Annotated in this window: 1 protein-coding gene; it reads right to left on the reverse strand. The window is 64.7% G+C overall.

Annotated features, from left to right (window positions below; translation table 11 throughout):
• Positions 1 to 168 precede the first annotated feature (168 nt).
• Positions 169 to 648, reverse strand: coding sequence for a hypothetical protein (locus tag ARC39_RS25115; RefSeq protein WP_068119625.1), 480 nt, complete (start codon positions 646 to 648; stop codon positions 169 to 171).
• Between the last annotated feature and the right edge of the window lie 132 nt (positions 649 to 780).

Here is a 780-nt window from a genome sequence, read left to right on the forward strand (position 1 = left end):
GTTCGAGCCCCGTCAACCGCGCCACCGCTGCCCCGACAAGAGGCCCCCGCTTCGGCGGGGGCCTTTGTCGTTTTGCGGATGTCTCATCGTGGGACATTTTTCAGATCTTGCAATATCAATGGTTTACGGGGACGGTTTCACGATTTGTTAGGGGTTCGAGACTGCCGGCTATCCCGCTTTCCACCGTTTTGCGCTGTCGCTCAGCAGCGTCTGGACGTTCTCGTCGGCTGGCGTCAGGCCGGGAAAAGGGGTCATCACGCTTTCGATGATGGTCACGGTCTCGCTGTCGAAAAGCTCATCTCGGGTGCTGCGGTTCTCGTAGCAACGCCGCAGCATCTGATAGCTCGGGTGCAGGTTGACGAGGTTCGTATCCGAGCGCGCGCCGCCGTCGCAATCTTCGAGCAACGCGTCGGCCACCAGATCAACGGCCGCGCGGTCGGCGAAGAAGGAAACCCCTGTTCGGCTCAGATCAGCGTCTGGGCCGCCTCCTGTTCCGGCGGTTCCGGTTCCGCGCCGATGGGGCGGGGCGCCGTCGGGGCGGGCGGCGGGGTGCAGGGCGCGGGTCCGGGCGGCAGGGAGACAAGACTGGCAAGGATTTGACGGGCGCGGATCCCGCGCCTGCGTTTCGTCAAGATCGAGGGCCGTCATCTCTGTCCCCCGCACTCTGCGTCAGACTGGGTGTGCGGGGGCGCTGTGGCAAGGCGGCATTTTCCGCTTGACCGCGGCGCTTGGAGCGCTTACCCCCGCCGAACCGCGCGGTTGTAGCTCAGTTGGTTAGAG

Origin of the sequence: Tropicimonas marinistellae (assembly GCF_001509585.1) — a bacterium.
GTDB classification, from domain to species: domain Bacteria; phylum Pseudomonadota; class Alphaproteobacteria; order Rhodobacterales; family Rhodobacteraceae; genus Tropicimonas; species Tropicimonas marinistellae.

Coding starts and splice junctions, on each gene's coding strand:
- ARC39_RS25115 (WP_068119625.1), bottom strand. CDS start 648: ATGACGGCCCTCGATCTTGACGAAACGCAGGCGCGGGATCCGCGCCCG.